A 13,044-nucleotide genomic window follows, 5' to 3' on the forward strand; every position below is an offset into this window, starting at 1 on the left:
CCTCACACCTCGACGGCGAACGTGGGCAGCGGCTTGCCGGACTTCCAGTGCTTGATCAACGCGTGCGCCAGCTCGGTGTAGGCCGTCGCGCCCTTGTTCTTGCGCCCGGCGATCACCGACGAGCCGGAGGCGCTGGCCTCCGCGAAGCGGACGGTGCGCGGGATCGGCGGGGCCAGCACCGGCAGGTCGTAGCGGTCGGCGACGTCGACCAGCACGTCGCGGGTGTGCGTGGTGCGCGAGTCGTACAGCGTCGGCAACGCGCCCAGCAGCCGCAGGTTCGGGTTGGTGATCTGCTGGACGTCGGCGACGGTGCGCAGGAACTGGCCGACGCCGCGGTGCGCCAGCGTCTCGCACTGCAACGGCACGATCACCTCGTCGGCGGCCGTCAACCCGTTGAGGGTGAGCACGCCCAGCGACGGCGGGCAGTCGACGATCACCACGTCGAACTCGTCGCCGAGCTTGGCCAGCGCGCGCTTGAGCGCGTATTCGCGTCCGGCCCGCATCAGCAGCATCGCCTCCGCGCCGGCCAGGTCAATGTTGGCCGGCAGCAGCGTCATTCCCTCCATCGTGGTGACCAGCGCGGCGTTGGGCTCGACCTCGCCGAGCAGCACCTCGTGCACCGACACCGGCAGCTTGTCGGGATCGTGGCCGAGCGAGAACGTCAGACAACCCTGCGGGTCCAGGTCGACGAGCAGCACCCGCCGACCGCTTTCCACCATCGCCGCGCCCAACGAGGCCACCGTCGTGGTCTTGGCCACCCCGCCCTTCTGGTTGGCCACTGCCAACACCCGGGTCTTGCTCACCAGCGCCCGCCCCTTCTCATCGCCGCCGCGGTCACAGAGCCATCCTGGCATGTTCGGCCGCCGAACGCTTCGGCCTACGGGCACCAGATGTCGTCCGATGTCGTCCGGCAGAATCGGTCGGCATGGGCTTGCACAACCACCGTCTGGTGCTGCTGCGCCACGGCGAGACCGAGTGGTCGAAATCCGGGCAGCACACCAGCCGCACCGATCTCGAACTCACCGACACCGGCCGCGTCCAGGCCGAGCTCGCCGGTCGGGTGCTGCGTGAGCTGAAACTCGCCGACCCGCTGGTGATCAGCAGCCCCCGCATACGCGCCCTGACGACGGCCAAGCTGGCCGGGCTCACCGTCGACGAGGTGACCGAGCTGATCGCGGAATGGGATTACGGCTCCTACGAGGGGTTGACGACCCCACAGATCCGGGAATCGGTCCCCGACTGGCTGGTCTGGACGCACGGCTGCCCCGGCGGCGAGAGCGTGGCCCAGGTCAGCGGCCGCGCCGATCGGGCCGTCGCACTGGCGTTGGAGCACATGAGCTCGCGCGACGTGGTGTTCGTGGGGCACAGCCACTTCTCCCGTTCGGTCATCACCCGCTGGGTGGAGCTGCCGCTCGTCGAGGGCAGCCGCTTCTGGATGCTCGCCGGCTCGATCGCCGTGTGCGGTTTCGAGCACGACGTGCGACAGCTCGCGGCGCTCGGGCTGACCAACCAACCGCAAGCGATCACGCCCGGATGAGCGCCGTCGAACCGCCGTTCGCGCTGTGCGGGCCGCGCGGCACCCTGATCGCCGACGGGGTGCGGGCGCGGTACCGCGACGTGCAGGCGGCGCGGGCCGCGCTGCGATCGGGTTCGGCCCCAATCGTGTTGGGCGCCTTGCCTTTCGATGTTGCTAAGCCCGCCGCCCTGCTGGCGCCGCGCACCATGCTGCGCCCCGACGGGCTGCCCGACTGGCCGGCGGGGCCGCTGCCGGCGGTGCGCGTCGCCGCCGCCGTCCCGCCGCCCGGCGATTACCGCGCCCGGATCGGCCGCGCGCGCGACCGGCTCGCCGCCCCGGGCGGCCCGCTGCGCAAGGTGGTGCTGGCCCGCGCGCTGCGGCTGGCCGCCGACGCCGCGGTGGACGCGCGCGTCGTGCTGCGCCGGCTGGTCGCCGCCGACCCGGCCGCCTACGGCTATCTCGTCGACCTGACCGCCGCAGGCGACGGCTACGCGGGCGCCGCGCTGGTGGGCGCCAGCCCCGAACTCCTGGTCGCCCGCTCCGGCGACCGGGTCGAATGCCGGCCGTTCGCCGGTTCGGCGCCCCGCTCCGCCGACCCGGACATCGACGCCGCCAACGGCGCCGCCCTGGCGGAATCGGCCAAGAACCGCCACGAGCACCAGCTGGTCATCGACACCATGCGGGCCGCGCTGGAGCCCCTGTGCCACGACCTGACGATCGCTGCCGAGCCCCAACTGAGCCGCACCGCGGCGGTCTGGCACCTGTGCACGCCGATCAGCGGTACGCTGCGCGACAAATCAACCACCGCAATCGATTTGGCATTGGCGCTGCATCCGACACCGGCGGTCGGAGGGGTGCCGACCAAGGCCGCGTGCGAGCTCATCGCCGAATTGGAGGGCGACCGCGGTTTCTACGCCGGGGCGGTCGGCTGGTGCGACGCCAGCGGCGACGGCGTCTGGGTGGTGACCATCCGCTGCGCACAGCTGTCGGCGGACCGCCGCAGCGCCCTCGCGCACGCCGGCGGCGGCATCGTCGCCGAATCGGACCCCGACGACGAAGTCGACGAGACGACAACGAAATTCGCCACGATATTGAGCGCGCTGGGCGTGGAGCAATGAGCGTCAATGTCCGCCGCGTCGCACCGAAAGACAGCGCCGATATTGCCGACATGATCCACGGGCTGGCCGAATTCGAATGCGCCCCCGAGCAATGCACCGTCACCGAAACACAAATTTCCGCAGCGCTTTTCGGCGATTCGCCGACGGTGCACGGGCATGTCGCCGAAGTCGGCGGCCGGGTCGCCGCGATGGCGCTGTGGTTCCTCAGCTTCTCCACCTGGGACGGGGTCGCGGGAATCTACCTCGAAGACCTGTTCGTGCGCCCGCGTTTTCGCCGCCGCGGCCTGGCCCGGGCGCTGTTGGCGGCGCTGGCCCGCGAGTGCCTCGACAACGGCTACACGCGGTTGTCGTGGGCGGTGCTGAACTGGAACGCCGACGCCATCGCGCTGTACGACGAGATCGGCGCCCGGCCGCTGCGCGAGTGGACCACCTATCGGCTCTCCGGCCCGCCGCTGGCCGAGCTGGCCGGGCCGCGCTGATCGCCCCCGGCGGCCCAGCGCACGGCCGCGGGGGTGAAGAGCAGGACCAAGGCGGCCAGCGCCACGACGCCGACGGGAATCCCGAACGCCGGCTGATGCGAGCCGACCGCGACATACCAGGCCACCGGCAGCAACAGCAGCTGGGTGAACACGGCCACGCCGCGGCCCCAGCGCTTGCCGAGCACCAGCGCGCGCCCGGCGGCCAACACCACGCCACCGGCCAGGACGAACCAGGCCGCGGTGCCCAGGCCGTTGACCACCCGCTGATCGGCCCCGGCGATCACGCGCACCACCAGCACCGCGGCCACCGCCAACGCGGCGACGCCCTGCACCGCGACGATCCACCCCGAGACGCGCACGGTGGTCGGGGCGGGCGGCGGCACAGCGCCAGCGTAGTCACGCCGGCCGGCTCTTCGGTTGCGCGTGCGCGGTTCCCGCACAGCGCGGCCTTAACCGGCCCGCATAAGCTCGTGCGTCATGCGCGCCGTGCTGATCGTGAACCCAACAGCCACTTCCACCACCCCGGCCGGTCGCGACCTGCTGGCGCACGCACTGAAGAGCCGCCTCGACCTCACCGTCGAGCACACCAGCCACCGCGGTCACGGCGCCGAAATCGCCCAGGCGGCCGCCGCGGACGGAATCGACCTGGTCGTCGTGCACGGCGGCGACGGCACCGTCAGCAACGTGGTCAACGGCCTGCTCGGCAGCCCCGGCTCGGCCCGCACCGAGCACGTGCCGGCGGTCGCCGTGGTGCCCGGCGGCTCGGCGAACGTGCTGGCCCGGTCGCTGGGCATCGCCAAGGATCCGGTCGCCGCCACCAACCAGCTCATCCAGCTGATCGACGACTACCGCCGGCACCAGGCCTGGCGCCGCATCGGGCTGATCGACTGCGGCGAGCGATGGGCGCTGATCAACGCCGGAATGGGCGTCGACGCGGAGGTCGTGGCCGCGGTCGAGGCGCAGCGCGACAAGGGCGTCAACGTCAACGCGCTGCGCTATTGGCGGGTGGCGATTCCCGTCACGCTCGCCTTCCGCCGCCGCGAACCGGTGCTCACGCTGGAGCTGCCCGACCGCGAGCCGGTCCCGGCCGTGCACTTCGTCTGGGTGTCCAACACCAGCCCGTGGACCTACAGCAACAACCGGCCCCTGGTGACCAACCCGAACTGCACCTTCGAGTCGGGCCTCGGGGTCTTCGCGCTCGACGGCATGAAGGTGCTGCCCACGTTGAACGTGCTGCGCCAGATCCTGTCGAAGGGCCCCAAGCCCAACACCAAACAGGTCGTCCGCGACGACGACGCCGCCTGGGTGCGCGTGACCTCGACCGACGGCCCGATCCCCAGCCAGTTCGACGGCGACTACCTCGGCCTGCGCGAAACCATGACGTTCCGGTCGGTCCCCGACCTTCTCCCGGTCGCCGCCCCGCCCGCCAAAAACACGCCCAACCTGCGATAACACGCCATTGCGGGGTGTTGGCGGCCAATCAGCGTAGTACAAAGGAATAAGGGCTTGGGCAGGACATCGCCAACGTGAGATAGCCCACGAGCTAACTCACGCTATTGACATCTGTTGAGCCTGTGAAACGATCGAAAGGTTGCATGCAGAAAACTTTGTAGGGGTACGGATACCTTTTCTTGTGCACGCTTAACAGCCGAAGAAAAATGCCCGTGCACCTTGCTGCGCACTCAGTAAGGAGTAACAACGTATGGATTGGCGCCACAAGGCGGTCTGTCGCGACGAGGACCCGGAGCTGTTCTTCCCGGTAGGGAACAGCGGCCCGGCGCTTGCGCAGATCGCTGACGCGAAACTGGTCTGCAATCGGTGCTCGGTGACCACGGAGTGTCTCGCCTGGGCCCTGAACACCGGCCAGGACTCGGGCGTCTGGGGTGGGATGAGCGAAGACGAGCGGCGCGCGCTGAAGCGTCGCAACGCCCGGACCAAGGCCCGTAGCGGAGTCTGACCGAAGTTTCTGCACACAGTGCGGCCCCGACCATCGTCGGGGCCGCACTGTTGTTTGGGCGCTAGAGCAGCAACCGGGCCCGGCGGCCGATCGGCACCCGCAGCACGACGTCGGTGCCGCGCTCGGAGGCCTCGCTCATGCCCAGCGTGCCGTCCAGCTCCGCCGACACCAGCGTCCGCACGATCTGCAGGCCCAGGCTGTCGGAGGACTCCAGGTTGAATCCCTCCGGCAGTCCCCGGCCGTCGTCGTGCACCACGACGTCGAGCCAGCGCGCGGAGCGCTCGGCGCGGATCGTCACCGACCCCTCGGCGTCGGCGTCGAACGCGTGCTCGATCGCGTTCTGCACGAGCTCGGTGATCACCATGATCAGCGCCGTCGCGCGGTCGGAGTCCAGCACGCCCAGGTCGCCGACCCGGTTGATCCGGATCGGCCGGTCCACGGACGCGACGTCGTTCATGATCGGCAGGATCCGGTCGATGACCTCGTCGAGGTTCACCTGCTCGTCCACCGACATCGACAGCGCGTCGTGGACCAACGCGATCGACGACACCCGGCGCACCGATTCGATCAGGGCCTCGCGGCCCTCGGCGTTGGCCGTGCGGCGGGCCTGCAGGCGCAGCAGCGCCGCCACCGTCTGCAGGTTGTTCTTCACCCGGTGATGGATCTCCCGGATCGTGGCGTCCTTGGAGATCAGGGCCCGGTCGCGGCGCTTGACCTCGGTGACGTCGCGGATCAGCACCGCGGCACCGGCGCTGGCGCCGTGCACCACCAGCGGCAGCGTGCGCAGCAGCACCGTCGCGCCCCCGGCGTCGACCTCCATCCGCATGCTCTTCCCGCCGGCCAGCAGGTCCTGGACGTGCTCGGCCATCTCCTGCGCCTCGAACGAGTCGGAGATCAGCGGCCGGGTGATCTCGATGAGGTTGTGGCCCTCCAGCTCCGTGGTGAGGCCCATCCGGTGGTAGGCCGACAGCGCGTTGGGGCTGGCGTAGGCGACCACGCCGTTGACGTCGAGGCGGATGAAGCCATCGCCCGCCCTGGGCGTGGAGCGCGACATGGCCACGTCCCCCACGTCGGGAAAGGTGCCCTCGGCGAGCATGTGGACGAGGTCCTCGGCGCATTCCCGGTAGGCCGTCTCCAGCTGGCCCGACGCGCGGTCGGCGGCACCCGCGGTTTGATGCTGGGTCAGCACCGCGACCACCTGGAGGCCATACCGCACCGGGGAGGCGGCGACGTGGGGCCCGGGCAGTTGCCACGAATGTGGTTGGCCCGCAGCGCTTTCCCGCCCGATGGCGCCGGTGGTGAAGGTTTCGGCGACGAGCGGCAGCCGGTCGCCGGGGACGACGCTGCCCACCGCGTCGGTCTGCAGCACCGTCGGCGCGGTGTTCGGCCGGCACTGCGCCACGCACACCAGCATGCCGTCGTCGCGGCGGACCCACATCAGGTAATCGGCGAACGACAGGTCGGCCAGCAGCTGCCACTCCCCGACCACCGCGTGCAGGTGGTCCACCGCGTTGCCCGGCAGCATCGTGTGCTCGGCAAGCAGGTCACCGAGAGTGGACATCGATTACTCCCGAGTCGTTCCCCGGGGCTAGCTGATCACGGCGATGAGGTCGCCCGCCTGGATGACGTCGCCGACGGAGACGCTCACCTTGCTGACCGTGCCGTCGACCTCGGCCAGGACGGGGATCTCCATCTTCATCGATTCCAGCAGCACCACGGTGTCGCCCTTGCCGATCTGGTCACCCTCGCTCACCACGACTTCGAGCACGCTGGCCACGATCTCGGCGCGAACATCCTCGGCCATCTTCACCCCACTCGTTTCGGCCCCTGCGCATGCTGGCTGGTCTTCGTATATCGAACCACAAGACCGGCCGGGACCGCGGCGCACGGCCGTTGACACCGCGTGCCGCGTCGCGTGAGAGACTGGCCATTCCAGCAGGGATCCATTGACGGAGGTTCGAGGACATGGCCAAGCGTGGCCGCAAGAAGCGCGACCGCAAGTACAGCAAAGCCAACCACGGCAAACGGCCCAACTCGTAGCCGCTCGACGCCCTGGGCGCTACTCCATGCCCCGGATGATGGTGGTGCGGCGGATCTCCAGCCGCAGGCGCTCCTTCAGGCCCTCGGGGGCCTTCTCGCCCCGGCATTTGGTCGCGATCAGCGCCTTGATCCGCTCCTCGAGCCCGTAATGCTTGAAGCATCCGGGGCATGCCTCCAGATGCTGGCGCAGCCTCTCCTTGGCCTCCGGCGTGCATTCGCCGTCGAGCAGGGTCCACACCTCGGCGATCACTTCGGCGCAGCCCATGCTGCCGTGGGAATCGCTGTCGTCTGCGCGCGGGCCGGCGGGGCCGGGGAACTCGCTCATGACGACACCTCCTCGTGCGCCTGTTGACCGCGGTTGAACCCTCGCTCCTTGGCCACGTCGGCCAACAGACCACGAAGCTGACGCCTGCCGCGGTGCAGCCGAGACATTACCGTCCCGATCGGCGTGTCCATGATCTCTGCGATCTCTTTGTATGGGAAGCCCTCGACGTCGGCGTAGTAGACCGCCATCCGGAACTCCTCCGGCAACGCCTGCAGCGCCTCCTTGATCTCGGTGTCCGGGAGCGCCTCGAGCGCCTCGACCTCGGCCGAGCGCAACCCGGTGGAGGAATGCTCGGCGTTGGACGCCAACTGCCAGTCGGTGATCGCCTCGGTCGGATACTCCGCGGGCTGGCGCTGCTTTTTGCGGTAGCTGTTGATGTAGGTGTTGGTCAGGATCCGGTACAGCCACGCCTTGAGGTTGGTGCCCGCCCGGAAGGAGCGAAACCCCGCGTAGGCCTTCACCATGGTCTCCTGCAGCAGGTCCTCGGCGTCGGCGGGATTGCGGGTCATGCGCAGGGCACCGCCGTAGAGCTGGTCGATCAGCGGGATCGCGTCGCGTTCGAAACGCGCGGTCAGCTCCTCGTCGCTCTCTTGCGCCCCAGCCGCGGGACTCTCCGGCCCTGTCGCGCCGTCCCGGCCATCCTCTCGGCCATCCTCGAAGTCGGCCATCAACACGGTCCCTTCTGCTGCGGTGTCGCCGGGCAGCGTCGAAAGCGCCATCGGACTCGCGAGAAAGCGAATCAACTGCTCAGCGCCTATTGGGCATAGGCTCGTCGCCGTTGACACCAGACTGCTCCTCCAATCTAAAGGCTGCCTCCGACACTGTCTGCCCGGGTCCGCCCGGTCCGCAAAGGGTGCATCGGTAAACCGACTGGTTTAACAGCGCCGGCCGACCAGCTATTTCCCGGTCTTTGCGGGCCGAGTCCGGCCGGCTGCGGCGGGACGTTAGTGTGACGCCATGTCTCTCAACGGCAAGACCATGTTCATCTCCGGCGCGAGTCGCGGTATCGGCCTCGCGATCGCCAAACGCGCCGCGCAGGACGGCGCCAACATCGCCCTGATCGCCAAGACCGCCGAACCGCACCCGAAGCTGCCGGGCACCGTGTTCACCGCGGCCAAGGAGCTCGAGGAGGCGGGCGGGCAGGCGCTGCCGATCGTCGGAGACGTCCGCGATCCCGAATCCGTGGAGGCCGCGGTGGCCAAGACCGTCGAGCAGTTCGGCGGCATCGACATCTGCGTGAACAACGCGTCGGCGATCAACCTGGGGTCCGTCACCGAGGTGCCGATGAAGCGGTTCGACCTGATGAACGGGATCCAGGTGCGCGGCACGTATGCGGTGTCGCAGGCGTGCATTCCGCATCTGAAGGGCCGGGAGAACCCGCACATCCTGACGCTGTCGCCGCCGGTGCTGCTGGGCAAGGAATGGCTGAAGCCGACGGCGTACATGATGGCCAAGTTCGGAATGACGCTGTGCGCGTTGGGGATAGCCGAGGAGATGCGCGAGGCCGGCATCGCGTCCAACACGCTGTGGCCGCGCACGCTGGTGGCCACCGCCGCGGTGCAGAACCTGCTCGGCGGTGAGGAGGCCATGGGCCGGGCACGCAGGCCGGAGGTGTACTCCGACGCCGCCTACGTCATCCTCAACAAGCCCGCCCGCGAGTTCACCGGAAACACGCTGCTGTGCGAGGACGTGCTGGTCGATTCCGGCGTCACCGACCTGTCGGTGTACAACTGCGCACCCGGCGCGCAGCTCGGTGTCGACTTCTGGGTGGATGGCGTCAACCCGCCGGGATACACCGGCCCCTAATCCCCGACTCGGCTGTTTTCGCTTGTGGGGATGGTGATCTCGCGCTTCAGCAGCTTGCCGGTGGGGCCCTTGGGCAGGGCGTCGACCAGCCAGACCTGGCGCGGATACTTGTAGGCGGCCACCCGCGCCTTGACGTACTCGCGCAGCTCGTCGGCCGTGGCGGCGGCGCCCTTCTTGAGGGCGACGGCGGCGCCGACCTCCTCGCCGAGCGAGTCGTGCGGGACGCCGACGACGGCGGCCTCGGCGACCGCGGGATGCTCGTAGAGCACCTCCTCGATCTCGCGTGGGTAGACGTTGTAGCCGCCGCGGATGATCATGTCCTTGGTCCGGTCGACGATGTAGAAGTAGCCGTCTTCGTCGACGCGCCCGACGTCGCCGGTGGCCAGCCACCCGTCGGGCGTGATCGTGGCCTTGGTGGCGTCGGGCAGGTTCCAGTAGCCCTTCATCACGTTGTGGCCGCGGATCTGGATCTCGCCGGCCTCCCCCTGCGGGACCTCGACCCCGTCCAGGTCGACCACCCGCATCTCGACGCCCTCGATCGGGGTCCCGATCGAGCCCGCCTTGCGCGGCCGGTGCGGATGGTTGAACGCGGCCGCGGGAGAGCTCTCCGAGAGCCCGTAGCCCTCGAGAACCGCGCAGCCGAAGGCCTTTTCGAAGTCGGTGAGGACCTGGACGGGCAGCGCCGCGCCGCCGGACACGCAGGTGCGCAGGCTCCGCGTCGCCTCCGGGGAGGCCTCCTCCGCCACGCTCAGCAGCGCCGAGTACATCGTCGGCACCCCCTCGAACACGGTGACGGCGTCGCGCTGGATCACCTCCAGGGCCTTGCGCGGGTCGAACCGGGGAATGAGCGTCAGCGTCGCGCCCGCGAGGACGGCCGCGTTGAGCCCGCAGGTCAGGCCGAAGACGTGGAACAGCGGCAGGCAGCCCATTATGACGTCGTCCGGCCCGAGCTCGACGAGGGTGCGCACCGCCACGTCGCAGTTGCGGCCCAGGTTGGCGTGGGTGAGCATGGCGCCCTTGGGTTTTCCGGTGGTGCCCGAGGTGTGCAGGATGACGGCGACGTCGTCGTCGTCGCGTTGCACCGGTGACTCCTGCGCCGGCAGGTCGGCGATCGACTTCATCAGCGCGGCGTCGTCGACCAGCCAGCACTGCGCGCCCGCCTCGGTGGCGCCGGCGGTGGCCTCGTCGGCGAAGGCCGGTGTCGCGAACAGCGCGCCGGCGCCGGTGTTGGACAGGTAAAAGGCGATCTCGCGGGCCTTGAGCAGGGGGTTCATCGGGACCGCGACGGCGCCGCGGTACATGATGCCGTAGAACGCGATGGCGAATGCGGGCGTGTTGGGCAGCATCACCCCCACCCGATCGCCGGGCCGGACGCCGGCGCGGTCCAGCAGGGTCGCGACGCGGGCCGCCGCGTCGTCGAGCTCGGCGTAGGTGAACTGCAGGTCGTCGCAGCGCAGCGCGACGCGATCGGGGTGGCGGTCTTTGGATGCGACGAGGTTGCTGCTCAGGGCGGTCACAATGCGCTCCAGGATGTGTTCGAGTCTGTAGAGACATGATGACGCATGTGGTGTGCAAATCCTTAGTCTCCAGAGGACAAACCTGCACCGGAAGTTGATCGGTCGACGACATTCCCGGACCGCGGCGGCGTCGCTAGATTTCCTGGCAAGCGCAGCGTCGCGCTTCAGCATCCAGCTGATCCGAATTCCAGCCTCGGCTCGAATCGTCAAGTACCACAACCCATCCCACCGCACCGCCGTGCGGAGAATGTGAGCGAATCATGGCCTTCCTGACCGCGTATCTGACCGTCGCCGGAGTGCTCGTCCTGGTGTTGTCCCCCGTGCTGCTCGCGGCCACCATCACCGCCGTCCACGCCATCCGCGGGACCAACCGGCCCGCGGCCGCGTAATCGCCCAGGGCTACCAGGGCCGCAGCACCGCACGTTCGACGTCGAGCCGGTCGCTGCCGATCTCCCGGCCGCGCCGCTCGACGGCGCGGGCGACCCGGTTTTCGCCGAGTTGAAGTGCAGGTTGAGCTCCTCCGCGGCGGCCTTGTAGCTGCAGCCGCAGCCCAGGTACACCCGCAGCGTCTCGCGCAGCCGCGCAATGACCGTCGGCGCCCAACTTGATGCGGCATTATCCTCACACCATCAGACAAGGAAGGACAGGTGTGGGCGGCTGTGCAAGACGGTCGGTGGATTCGATTCGGTGGCGTTGCGGGACTCGTCTACATCCTCGTCACGGTTATCGCCGCAACGCTCACCGGTGCGCCGCCGCAAGCGAATGGCGACGCCGAAAGCTACCGGAACTTCTTCATCGAGAAGCATTCCCTGCTGGTCACGCAGGCATGGATGTACGCAGCATTGGCTGCGCCACTGACGTTGATGTTCGCCGTTGCGGTGCACCGGATCCTGCGCAGATCAGAAAACAGCGGCTACCTCAGCGGGATTTTCCTGCTCGGCACCGCGGCCGTCGCCACACTGTTGCTGGTGACGCAGGCCATGCAAATTGCCGTCGCCCAGCATGCCGACCGGTTGCCGGCGGGCATCGTCTTCACAATGGGAGTCCACTTCCCGGGCGTCCTGATCGGTTTGTGGGGCTCCTTCATGGCGGCGACGGCCTTCGCCTATGCGTACTGTGTCTTCGCCGACGCCGTGCTTCCGAGATGGACTGCGTATCTGGCGCTGCTGGCGCTGGCGGTAAATCTGCTCGGGACCGCGGGCGTGTTCTTCCGCACCGGGGCGTTCAGCATCGAGGGCGGTTTCACCGCCTGGGCACCGGCCGTGACGACCGTGCTGTGGTACCTGGGCACCGCGATGGCGATGCTGCGCCTGCGTACCCCGGCTACTGATACGAGTAGAAGCCCTCGCCGGTCTTGATGCCGAGCTTGCCGGCATCGACGTAGGACTGCAACAACTCTCGCACGTTGTTCGGCAGGTGCGGAAACTCTTGCGCGTAGTGGTTTTCGATGTCGAGCACCACGTCCAGGCCGACCAGGTCCATCATCTGAAACGGGCCGGCGGCCACACCCCAGTTGACCTTGAACATGCCGTCGACGTCTTCCGGGCGGGCGACGCCCTCGGCGACCACGGCGAGCGACTCGCGCTTGATGGCGGCCCAGATGCGATTGAAGATGAATCCCGTGCTCTCCTTGCGCGCCTCGAAGGGATGCACCCCGAACTCGGGCAGGACGGCCAGCAGGGTGTCGAGCAGGCCCCGGTCGGTCTGCCCGTCGGACATCAGGTCGACGGCGTTGATCTGGGGCGGCATGTAGAAGTGCATGTTGCACAGACGCGTTTTGTCGCGCACGTTTTCGGCCATCAGCGGCGACGGGTAAGACGACGAGTTCGTCGCGAAGATGGTGTCCGCGGGCGCGGCCCGGTCGATCTGACCCCACAGCGGGATCTTGACGTCGAGCCGCTCCGGGGCGGACTCCACGGCGAGCCAGGTGTCATCGAGCGCCTCGTCGAGCGACGTCACTCCGGTAGCAACGCCGGATTCGCCAAATCCCCTGTCCTGCAACAGCTTCGGTAGGGTATCGGCCACGTATTGCGTCGCCTCGGCGAGCTGTTCGGCGCGCCGGGCGTGGATCCGCACGGTTCCGCCGCGGCTGGCGAACATCAGCGCGATGCGGCGGCCGAGCGTTCCGGCCCCGATCACGGCGACGGGGCGGTTCCGGATGTCGTCGAAAGTGTAGGTATAGGAGCCTGTCACACACGCATGCTAAGGCCCGGCGGCTTGTCCGGGTCAGTTGCCGACCGACAAGAATGAGCCGGCCGTTGTCTGGTGTGGACAATCGGCCCGATT

At 68.8% G+C, this 13,044-nt stretch carries 17 protein-coding genes and 1 pseudogene; 9 read left to right on the plus strand and 9 right to left on the minus strand.

Features of this window, described 5'->3' with window-relative positions; genetic code table 11:
- Nucleotides 1–2: 2 nt before the first annotated feature.
- The gene (locus AC5Y6X_RS22130; protein WP_499989416.1) at nt 3–803 is read right to left on the minus strand and encodes a ParA family protein; all 801 of its coding nucleotides are present in this window, start codon (nt 801–803) and stop codon (nt 3–5) included.
- 122 nt (nt 804–925) lie between these two features.
- Between AC5Y6X_RS22130 and AC5Y6X_RS22135 the strand changes: the two genes are divergently transcribed.
- Genes AC5Y6X_RS22135 through AC5Y6X_RS22145 form a run of 3 tightly spaced genes read left to right on the plus strand, consistent with a single transcriptional unit; the run spans nt 926 to nt 3,113 of the window.
- Nucleotides 926–1,537, plus strand: coding sequence for an acid phosphatase (locus tag AC5Y6X_RS22135; RefSeq protein WP_324678639.1), 612 nt, complete (start codon nt 926–928; stop codon nt 1,535–1,537).
- Nucleotides 1,534–2,634 carry an isochorismate synthase gene (locus AC5Y6X_RS22140; protein ID WP_499989194.1) on the plus strand — a complete coding sequence of 367 codons (1,101 nt, stop codon included), beginning with the start codon at nt 1,534–1,536 and terminating at the stop codon, nt 2,632–2,634. The genes AC5Y6X_RS22135 and AC5Y6X_RS22140 overlap by 4 nt, the downstream gene beginning before the upstream one ends.
- Nucleotides 2,631–3,113: a GNAT family N-acetyltransferase gene (locus tag AC5Y6X_RS22145; RefSeq protein ID WP_499989196.1), complete on the plus strand. Its 483-nt coding sequence runs from the start codon at nt 2,631–2,633 to the stop codon at nt 3,111–3,113. Before AC5Y6X_RS22140 ends, AC5Y6X_RS22145 begins: the two co-directional genes overlap by 4 nt.
- Here the strand turns inward: AC5Y6X_RS22145 and AC5Y6X_RS22150 are convergent.
- Nucleotides 3,065–3,496 (minus strand): hypothetical protein, encoded by a 432-nt coding sequence (locus tag AC5Y6X_RS22150; RefSeq protein ID WP_499989198.1) that lies wholly within the window; start codon nt 3,494–3,496, stop codon nt 3,065–3,067. The two genes, AC5Y6X_RS22145 and AC5Y6X_RS22150, sit on opposite strands and share 49 nt — an antisense overlap.
- A 94-nt stretch (nt 3,497–3,590) precedes the next feature.
- On the opposite strand from AC5Y6X_RS22150, the gene AC5Y6X_RS22155 reads away from it, so the two are divergent.
- The gene (locus AC5Y6X_RS22155) at nt 3,591–4,565 is read left to right on the plus strand and encodes a diacylglycerol/lipid kinase family protein (protein ID WP_499989200.1); all 975 of its coding nucleotides are present in this window, start codon (nt 3,591–3,593) and stop codon (nt 4,563–4,565) included.
- 250 nt (nt 4,566–4,815) lie between these two features.
- Nucleotides 4,816–5,070, plus strand: coding sequence for a transcriptional regulator WhiB1 (gene whiB1 / locus AC5Y6X_RS22160; protein ID WP_068070345.1), 255 nt, complete (start codon nt 4,816–4,818; stop codon nt 5,068–5,070).
- A 61-nt stretch (nt 5,071–5,131) separates the two neighbouring features.
- Here the strand turns inward: whiB1 and AC5Y6X_RS22165 are convergent, their stop codons facing one another.
- Complete coding sequence (locus AC5Y6X_RS22165) at nt 5,132–6,631, minus strand: sensor histidine kinase (RefSeq protein ID WP_499989202.1); 1,500 nt, start codon at nt 6,629–6,631, stop codon at nt 5,132–5,134.
- A 27-nt stretch (nt 6,632–6,658) separates the two neighbouring features.
- The gene (locus tag AC5Y6X_RS22170; protein ID WP_067159260.1) at nt 6,659–6,874 is read right to left on the minus strand and encodes a biotin/lipoyl-binding carrier protein; all 216 of its coding nucleotides are present in this window, start codon (nt 6,872–6,874) and stop codon (nt 6,659–6,661) included.
- 161 nt (nt 6,875–7,035) lie between these two features.
- Between AC5Y6X_RS22170 and AC5Y6X_RS22175 the strand changes: the two genes are divergently transcribed.
- The gene (locus AC5Y6X_RS22175; protein ID WP_003416889.1) at nt 7,036–7,110 is read left to right on the plus strand and encodes a 50S ribosomal protein bL37; all 75 of its coding nucleotides are present in this window, start codon (nt 7,036–7,038) and stop codon (nt 7,108–7,110) included.
- Nucleotides 7,111–7,129: 19 nt separating this feature from the next.
- Here the strand turns inward: AC5Y6X_RS22175 and rsrA are convergent, their stop codons facing one another.
- Nucleotides 7,130–7,435: a mycothiol system anti-sigma-R factor gene (gene rsrA, locus AC5Y6X_RS22180; RefSeq protein ID WP_420715903.1), complete on the minus strand. Its 306-nt coding sequence runs from the start codon at nt 7,433–7,435 to the stop codon at nt 7,130–7,132.
- Nucleotides 7,432–8,223 carry a sigma-70 family RNA polymerase sigma factor gene (locus AC5Y6X_RS22185; protein ID WP_499989417.1) on the minus strand — a complete coding sequence of 264 codons (792 nt, stop codon included), beginning with the start codon at nt 8,221–8,223 and terminating at the stop codon, nt 7,432–7,434. The genes rsrA and AC5Y6X_RS22185 overlap by 4 nt, the downstream gene beginning before the upstream one ends.
- A 169-nt stretch (nt 8,224–8,392) precedes the next feature.
- On the opposite strand from AC5Y6X_RS22185, the gene AC5Y6X_RS22190 reads away from it, so the two are divergent.
- Nucleotides 8,393–9,241, plus strand: coding sequence for an SDR family oxidoreductase (locus AC5Y6X_RS22190; protein WP_499989205.1), 849 nt, complete (start codon nt 8,393–8,395; stop codon nt 9,239–9,241).
- On the opposite strand, the gene AC5Y6X_RS22195 is transcribed toward AC5Y6X_RS22190, so the two are convergent.
- Nucleotides 9,238–10,758 (minus strand): long-chain-fatty-acid--CoA ligase, encoded by a 1,521-nt coding sequence (locus tag AC5Y6X_RS22195; protein WP_499989207.1) that lies wholly within the window; start codon nt 10,756–10,758, stop codon nt 9,238–9,240. The genes AC5Y6X_RS22190 and AC5Y6X_RS22195 overlap by 4 nt on opposite strands.
- A 260-nt stretch (nt 10,759–11,018) precedes the next feature.
- On the opposite strand from AC5Y6X_RS22195, the gene AC5Y6X_RS22200 reads away from it, so the two are divergent.
- Nucleotides 11,019–11,147 (plus strand): hypothetical protein, encoded by a 129-nt coding sequence (locus tag AC5Y6X_RS22200; RefSeq protein WP_499989209.1) that lies wholly within the window; start codon nt 11,019–11,021, stop codon nt 11,145–11,147.
- A 10-nt stretch (nt 11,148–11,157) separates the two neighbouring features.
- On the opposite strand, the pseudogene AC5Y6X_RS22205 reads toward AC5Y6X_RS22200, so the two are convergent.
- Nucleotides 11,158–11,342 (minus strand): annotated as a pseudogene (locus AC5Y6X_RS22205) (helix-turn-helix domain-containing protein); the annotation flags it as partial.
- Nucleotides 11,343–11,405: 63 nt separating this feature from the next.
- Between AC5Y6X_RS22205 and AC5Y6X_RS22210 the strand changes: the two are divergent.
- Nucleotides 11,406–12,116: a hypothetical protein gene (locus tag AC5Y6X_RS22210; protein ID WP_499989210.1), complete on the plus strand. Its 711-nt coding sequence runs from the start codon at nt 11,406–11,408 to the stop codon at nt 12,114–12,116.
- Here AC5Y6X_RS22210 and AC5Y6X_RS22215 read toward each other — a convergent pair.
- Entirely contained in the window at nt 12,082–12,951 is an 870-nt protein-coding gene (locus AC5Y6X_RS22215; RefSeq protein ID WP_499989212.1) for a 3-hydroxyacyl-CoA dehydrogenase family protein, read from the minus strand. The two genes, AC5Y6X_RS22210 and AC5Y6X_RS22215, sit on opposite strands and share 35 nt — an antisense overlap.
- Between the last annotated feature and the right edge of the window lie 93 nt (nt 12,952–13,044).

The sequence above is a fragment of the Mycobacterium sp. NGS26 genome (assembly GCF_059813025.1).

Excerpts from the sequence above, each read along its gene's own strand:
- AC5Y6X_RS22170 (WP_067159260.1), bottom strand. The coding sequence starts at position 6,874 with ATGGCCGAGGATGTTCGCGCCGAGATCGTGGCCAGCGTGCTCGAAGTC.
- rsrA (WP_420715903.1), bottom strand. The coding sequence starts at position 7,435 with ATGAGCGAGTTCCCCGGCCCCGCCGGCCCGCGCGCAGACGACAGCGAT.
- whiB1 (WP_068070345.1), top strand. The coding sequence starts at position 4,816 with ATGGATTGGCGCCACAAGGCGGTCTGTCGCGACGAGGACCCGGAGCTG.
- AC5Y6X_RS22135 (WP_324678639.1), top strand. The coding sequence starts at position 926 with ATGGGCTTGCACAACCACCGTCTGGTGCTGCTGCGCCACGGCGAGACC.
- AC5Y6X_RS22200 (WP_499989209.1), top strand. The coding sequence starts at position 11,019 with ATGGCCTTCCTGACCGCGTATCTGACCGTCGCCGGAGTGCTCGTCCTG.
- AC5Y6X_RS22140 (WP_499989194.1), top strand. The coding sequence starts at position 1,534 with ATGAGCGCCGTCGAACCGCCGTTCGCGCTGTGCGGGCCGCGCGGCACC.
- AC5Y6X_RS22145 (WP_499989196.1), top strand. The coding sequence starts at position 2,631 with ATGAGCGTCAATGTCCGCCGCGTCGCACCGAAAGACAGCGCCGATATT.
- AC5Y6X_RS22165 (WP_499989202.1), bottom strand. The coding sequence starts at position 6,631 with ATGTCCACTCTCGGTGACCTGCTTGCCGAGCACACGATGCTGCCGGGC.
- AC5Y6X_RS22155 (WP_499989200.1), top strand. The coding sequence starts at position 3,591 with ATGCGCGCCGTGCTGATCGTGAACCCAACAGCCACTTCCACCACCCCG.
- AC5Y6X_RS22190 (WP_499989205.1), top strand. The coding sequence starts at position 8,393 with ATGTCTCTCAACGGCAAGACCATGTTCATCTCCGGCGCGAGTCGCGGT.